We start from the raw sequence: 6,158 nt of genomic DNA on the forward strand, positions 1-6,158 counted from the left end.
GGTCTCCGAGACGGGCGGGGCGGGTCGCCCGCGCCGATCACTTGCGCCGGTCGGTGTGCCGGTAGCCGAAGGGGCCCGGCAGGTCCGCGGAGGTCGTCCGCCGTCCCGTGGTCGACCAGGTGCGGTGCGCGCCGCCTCTGCGTCCGAGCGTGAGGGACAGCGACTTCCGGTTCACGTTGATACGTACGCCGGGAAATATGTGGAACGACTTACGGAACGTCAGCGGCATGATGTCCTCCGGTGGTTGGCCTGTCGGCTCGTCTGCCCAGCTGACACCGCCTCACCCCGACGACTCCTGAACCGTCGCCGTCCGCCCGCGTTCCGACGTTCGATACGGCCGAGGCCCCGGGCCGAGGGGTTCGGCAGAGGCGTCCGGCGCAGTCGGGCCTCGGGCTCACTCGGGGAGCGGTGTTCGCTGCCGTCCGGACGAGTGACTTGCGGGCGCGGCAGCCACCGGGCCGACGACAGGTGGCGAACTCTGAGTGCGGACACCGGTAAGGCGGATGATCACACTCCGCATGCCGGTGGGCTCAGTGCAGACCACCAGCACCAAAGGAGTACCCATGAAGCTCATGCGCAACGGCGCCGTCCTGGCCGCGCTCGTCGGCGGGATCGTGCTTGCCGGTGGCGGCGTCGCCGCCGCTGACGCCGACGCCACCGGCGCGGCCATCGGCTCGCCCGGCGTCCTGTCGGGCAACCTGATCCAGGTCCCGATCGACGTGCCGATCAACGCCTGCGGCAACTCGATCAACCTGATCGGCGCGCTGAACCCCGCCTTCGGCAACACCTGTTACAACGGCGGCGGTCACCACGAGAGCGCCGGCTGGGACGGCGCGAACCACGACGGCATGGGCCACTGGGGCCACGAGGGTCACGTCTGGCACCCCGAGGCCAAGGACGACTGCAAGTAGTCGGACCGCTTCCTGAGCACCCCGTCCCGGTCGCCGCCCGCAAGGGCCGGCGGCCGGGACGCTCCATGCCGGGACGCTCCATGCCGGAACGCTCCATGCCGGAACACCGCGCGCCAGAACGCTTCACGCCGGGAGGCCGCGGGCCCGAACCCCTCGAACCCGGCCGCGTGAAGCACCCCTTTGGGCCCAACTCCCCCTCGCCCGGGGCCGAATGCGTGTTCGCGTCCTTCAAGGGCAGACGACCCCCGAGAACGCACGTGGGTGGCCACGTACGACAAGAAGGGACGTCATGGAGATCTCCGGCATCATCAGCGCCATCATCATCGGCATTATCATTGGCGTGCTCGGTCGGCTCGTGGTCCCCGGCCGTCAGCACATCGGCGTCATCTGGACCATCCTGATCGGCATCGTGGCGGCCATCATCGGAGCCGCCATCGCCCACGGTCTCAACGTCGACGACACCAGCGGAGTCGACTGGATCGAGTGGCTCATCCAGATCGGTCTGGCCGCTGTCGGTATCGCCGCTCTCGACAGGTCGAGCCCGCGCCGTCGGTGATCCATGAGTCCTGGTCCCGGCCACACCCGGCATCCGGATGATATGAACGCAGGCGCCTTTCCTCGAGGAGTTCCGCATGGAACCCGACCCCGGGAAGGGCGCCTTCCGTCTGCCCGATCGCGCCGCCGACGGTCACCCGCACCCACGACACCGCCCCGGCGCCCTCCCCCTCCAACGCCCGACCTTCATCGGCCGACCTTCATCGACCGACCGCCTCAACCACCACGACCGCAGGGAGCAGCATGTTCGGATCGACCGCCCGTCGGCTACGGCGTTGCGCACGTGACGTGTTCGGCTGGCCGAGCCTGCGCCCGCCGCAACTGGAGGCGATGAAGGCGGTGATGCGGCACCAGGACGTCATGGTCGTGATGCCGACCGGTGCCGGGAAGTCGGCGGTCTACCAGGTGCCGGGCGTCCTGCTGAAGGGGCCGACGGTCGTGGTGTCCCCGCTGATCGCCCTCCAGCGCGACCAGGTCGAGGGGCTGCTCAAGCGCGAAGGACCGGGCGCGGCATCGGTCAATTCCACGCACCGCGACGCGGAGAACGCGCAGACCTGGGACCGGGTGGAGAGCGGCGACCTGGACTTCATCTTCCTCGCGCCCGAGCAACTGGCCAGGGAGGACGTCATCCTGCGGCTGAAGCAGGCCCGTCCCGCGCTGTTCGTGGTGGACGAGGCGCACTGCGTCTCCTCCTGGGGCCACGACTTCCGCCCTGATTACCTGCGGTTGGGCGCCGTACGCGAACGGATCGGCCGCCCGCCGGTCCTGGCACTCACCGCGAGCGCGGCGGCGCCGGTCCGCGCGGAGATCCTTCAACTGCTGGGCATGCGCGGCGCCCAGGAGGTCATCGCCGGGTTCGACCGGCCCAACATCCACCTGGCGGTCGGCTACTTCCAGGAGGAGAAGGCCAAGCGGCGCGCGGTCCTCGACCGCGTCGGCGCCGAGGCCGGCTCCGGCATCGTCTATACGGCGACCCGGCGCGAATCCGAGTCATACGCGGAGGAGTTGCGGGAGGCGGGGGTGTCCGCCGCCGCGTACCACGCGGGGTTGCGCGCCGCGGAGCGGTCGTCCGTCCAGGACCGTTTCCAGTGCGGGGAGTTGGCGGTCGTCGTGGCCACCTCGGCGTTCGGCATGGGCATAGACAAGCCCGATGTGCGGTTCGTGGTGCACGCCTCGGTGCCGGGATCGCTCGACGCGTACTACCAGGAGATCGGCCGCGCGGGCCGCGACGGGGAACCGGCGCGGGCGTACATGGCCTACCGGCCGCAGGACTTGGGGCTGCGGCGGTTCTTCTCCTCCGGCCGCCCGGACGCCGACGCCCTCACCCTGGTCGCGGACCAGCTCGCCGAGCGGTCGGCCGAGCAGACGACGGGCAAGGCGGCCGGGAAGAAGGCGGCCGAGGAGCCCGCCGCGGTCTCCGTGACGGCGTTGCGCGGCGACACCGGCCTGACGGCGAGCCGGTTGACGGGTGTCCTCAATCTGCTGGGGCAGGCGGGCGCGGTCCGTACGGCGGCGGACGGGAAGGTGTCGCTGACGCCGGAGTGCGCGACGGCCGCGGCGCGGAAGGCCGCGGTGGAGCGGGCGCTGGAAACCGCTGACAGCCACCGGCAGTTGGAGCAGTCCCGCGTGGACATGATGCGCGGCTTCGCGGAGACCGACGGCTGTCGGCGGGCGTTCCTGCTGGGTTACTTCGGCGAGGCGCTCCCCGGAGGCTGCGGCAACTGCGACACGTGCGGTTCGGCGGCCGGACCCGGCACCCCGGCCCCCGAAAGGGACCGTCACGCGGGTGTCCTGCGCGGTACGGGCTCGCGGGGCGACTCCCGACAGGACGCGGAGTCCGGTTCCGGCGGCCGGGAGTCAGCCGCGGCAGCCGCGCGGGGCGGGAGCCGGGCACGTATCTGGCGCCGCGACCGCGGACGGCCGGACGCCGGGGCCGCGGCCGCTTCGCACGGCCGGTACGCGCCCGGCGTCCGGGTCCTGCACGACAAATGGGGTCAGGGTGAGGTGATGGGCGTCGCGGACGACACGGTCACCGTGCTCTTCGAATCCGCCGGATACCGGACCCTGTCGCTGTCCGTCGTCCTGGAGCGGGATCTGCTGACGCCGGTCAAGGGGCGCGGTGCGTGACATGCGGCTCCGCGGTGCCCGCCGACGCGCGGGCCACCGCGGCCTGCTGCCGAGACCTCCGACGTTTCAGGGTGCGGCGTTCCTCCTCGCTGGTGCCGCCCCACACGCCGAGGCTTTCGCCCATGTCGAGGGCGTAGCTCAGGCAGGTCTCCCTGACCGGGCAGTCCGCGCAGACCCGTTGGGCCTTCTGCACCTGGAGTTTGGCCGGTCCGGCGTTGCCCACGGGGAAGAAGAGTTCGGGGTCCTCGGTGCGGCATGCGGCCTGGTGTTGCCAGCTCACGGAGACACCGCCTTTCGTCGGGTGCGGAGTGTCGGGCCCACGTACCGGGCCCATGGGTACTCGCCTGCCCAGGCGGTCGGCGCTCAACGTGAGGAGTTTGTGAGGGCGGCGGCGCCCGAAGCCTTAAGGACATCCGACAACCCGATCACCCGATTCGCTCTCGGACGCCGCCCGTCGGGCGTGGCGGCGTCACGCACGGCCGGATCGGGGGTAGGCGGTGACTGTGAGGCCGGGAGGTTCCCGACCGATCGGAGGCCGGGAGGTCTCCGCCCGACCGGAGGCCGTCAGGTCTCCACTCGGCCTCGCCCCGTATCCATGTCCGTCCGTACGCCGAAGGAGCCGCCGCCATGGCCAGAAGCGACCGCAAGCCGAGCAGGGCGCCCGTGCCGCTGCGCACCGGCCGCTCCGCGTGGGGCCTGTACCGCGAGACGCGCCGCCCGGGCGAACCGGGCTTGTTCCGGCGGCTGGTGGCGACGCCGCGTCTGGTCAGCGCGGTACTGCACCGCCGTTATCCGGGCCTGTCGCGCGCCAAGCTGCTGGCCTTCACGGTCCTGGCGGCGATCTACGTGGTCTCGCCGCTGGACGCGATCCCGGACGTCATCCCGGTTCTCGGGTGGACGGACGACTCGGCGGTGGTGCTGTGGTTCATGACCGGTCTGGTCCGCGAGTCGGGGCGCTTCGTGAGCTGGGAGTCCGACGGTCCGCGCGGCGGCGCGCTGCCCCCGAAGGGTTCGGCGGTGTGACCACCGGCCGGGCCGAGGGATACGGCGTACGCGGTACGCGCCCCTGACCCGGCCGGTCGAAACCGCTGCCGGAGGTTTCTCGCCGGACGCGTCATCCGTCGGATGCGCGTCCCGCTCGAGGCGTCTCCTACTGAATGCCGGCGTCCTTGCACGCCTGGGCGAATTCGGCGGTGCAGATCTGGGCGGTGGTGTAGAGACCGTCCTTGATGACCGTGTCCTTGATGTTCTCCTTGGTCACCGATATGGCGTCCAGCAGCTTCGCCGGGACGTCCTGGCCGGAACCGCTCTTGGCGGTGCCGTCGGCCACGGACTTGACGTCCTTGCCGTTCAGCAGGTCGATCGCGATCTGCGCGGTGGCGTCCGCCTCCGGCTTGTACGCCTTGTAGACGGTGCTGGTCTGAGTGCCCGCCAGAATCCGCTGGATCGCGGTGAGTTCGGCGTCCTGACCGGTGAGCGGCGGGTTGATGCCCGCACCCTTGAGGGCGGTGGCGATACCGCCCGCCATGGCGTCGTTGGCGGAGTAGACACCGGCGATGGCGGCTTTGCCGAGCTGGGTGATCGCCGCGGTGACCTTCTGGTTGGCGACGGTGTCCTTCCACAGACCCGACTGCTCGTAGGCGATGTTCACCTTGCCGTCGAGGATCTTGTGCGCGCCTTCCTTGAAGGCGGCGGCGTTCGGGTCGGCCGGGTCGCCGTCGATCATCACGATCTTCGAGGTGGGAACGGCCTTGGGACCCATGGCGTCCAGCAGCGCCTGCCCCTGCAACTCGCCGACCTTCTCGTTGTCGTAGGAGACGTAGGCGGACACCGGGCCCTGCGCGAGGCGGTCGTACGCGACGACCTTGATGCCCTTGTCGACCGCGGCCTGCACCGAGGACTGGATGCCGACCGAGTCCTGCGCGTCCAGGATGAGAACCTTGACGCCCTTGGCGATCATGCTGCTGACCTGCTGCGCCTGCTTCGCCGGGTCGGCCGAGGCGTTGTCGTAGCTGACCTTGCAGTCCGAGCACAGTTCCTTGATCTTGGCCTCGATCAGGGGACGGTCGAATTTGGCGTACCGGGTGGTCGTGGTGTCCGGGAGCAGCAGGCCGATCGTCTTGTCCTTGCCGCCGCCTGACGACTTGTCATGGGTTTTGCCGCAGGCGGCCACGGTGGTGAGCGCGAGCGAAACGGCGGCGGTTCCGACGATGAGCCGTCGCGTCATTGCCTTCATGCGCGGTTGCCCCTCCCTGACTGGGCCGCAACACCGCGACCCGGGTGCAGGCGAGTCAACTCTCGTGACGCTCCGTACGTCAAGAAGTAAACATCGGATCGATTCATTGAATCGATATTGGGCTCTCCTGTCGTCGCCTCATGAGGCAACGCCTACAACATGTGAATCCGAAGCCGGGCGTTCGGGGCAATGCGCTTTCACGGGTCGGATATGTGTCATACCGCTCACGACAGGACCGGGGGGGGGGGGGGGGGGGGGGGGGGGGGGGGGGGGGGGGGGGGGGGGGGGGGGGGGGGGGGGGGGGGGGGGGGGGGGGGGGGGGGGGGGGG

Annotated in this window: 7 protein-coding genes; 4 read left to right on the top strand and 3 right to left on the bottom strand. The window is 70.5% G+C overall.

Annotation, left to right across the window (positions count from 1 at the left end; all coding sequences use genetic code 11):
- Nucleotides 1–37: 37 nt before the first annotated feature.
- A complete protein-coding gene (locus tag ACZ4EF_RS28850; protein ID WP_188283018.1) occupies nucleotides 38–229 on the bottom strand; it encodes a DUF4236 domain-containing protein in 192 nt (63 codons plus the stop codon).
- Nucleotides 230–563: 334 nt separating this feature from the next.
- Between ACZ4EF_RS28850 and ACZ4EF_RS28855 the strand changes: the two genes are divergently transcribed.
- The 3 genes from ACZ4EF_RS28855 to ACZ4EF_RS28865 all read left to right on the top strand — a co-directional run bounded on the left by ACZ4EF_RS28855 (nucleotide 564) and on the right by ACZ4EF_RS28865 (nucleotide 3,593).
- A complete protein-coding gene (locus ACZ4EF_RS28855; protein WP_391049870.1) occupies nucleotides 564–911 on the top strand; it encodes a chaplin in 348 nt (115 codons plus the stop codon).
- Between the two features lie 289 nt (nucleotides 912–1,200).
- Entirely contained in the window at nucleotides 1,201–1,467 is a 267-nt protein-coding gene (locus ACZ4EF_RS28860; protein WP_355348999.1) for a GlsB/YeaQ/YmgE family stress response membrane protein, read from the top strand.
- Between the two features lie 242 nt (nucleotides 1,468–1,709).
- Nucleotides 1,710–3,593 carry a RecQ family ATP-dependent DNA helicase gene (locus ACZ4EF_RS28865; RefSeq protein ID WP_467507011.1) on the top strand — a complete coding sequence of 628 codons (1,884 nt, stop codon included), beginning with the start codon at nucleotides 1,710–1,712 and terminating at the stop codon, nucleotides 3,591–3,593.
- Here the strand turns inward: ACZ4EF_RS28865 and ACZ4EF_RS28870 are convergent.
- Entirely contained in the window at nucleotides 3,574–3,873 is a 300-nt protein-coding gene (locus ACZ4EF_RS28870) for a WhiB family transcriptional regulator (RefSeq protein ID WP_355348993.1), read from the bottom strand. The two genes, ACZ4EF_RS28865 and ACZ4EF_RS28870, sit on opposite strands and share 20 nt — an antisense overlap.
- A 347-nt stretch (nucleotides 3,874–4,220) precedes the next feature.
- On the opposite strand from ACZ4EF_RS28870, the gene ACZ4EF_RS28875 reads away from it, so the two are divergent.
- Nucleotides 4,221–4,616, top strand: a complete 396-nt coding sequence (locus tag ACZ4EF_RS28875) for a YkvA family protein (protein ID WP_355348990.1) — start codon at nucleotides 4,221–4,223, stop codon at nucleotides 4,614–4,616.
- A 127-nt stretch (nucleotides 4,617–4,743) separates the two neighbouring features.
- Here ACZ4EF_RS28875 and ACZ4EF_RS28880 read toward each other — a convergent pair whose 3' ends face one another.
- On the bottom strand, nucleotides 4,744–5,829 hold the full coding sequence (locus tag ACZ4EF_RS28880) for a sugar ABC transporter substrate-binding protein (protein WP_355348987.1): 1,086 nt from the start codon (nucleotides 5,827–5,829) through the stop codon (nucleotides 4,744–4,746).
- Nucleotides 5,830–6,158 lie beyond the last annotated feature (329 nt).

The sequence above is a fragment of the Streptomyces sp. NPDC025721 genome (assembly GCF_055558595.1).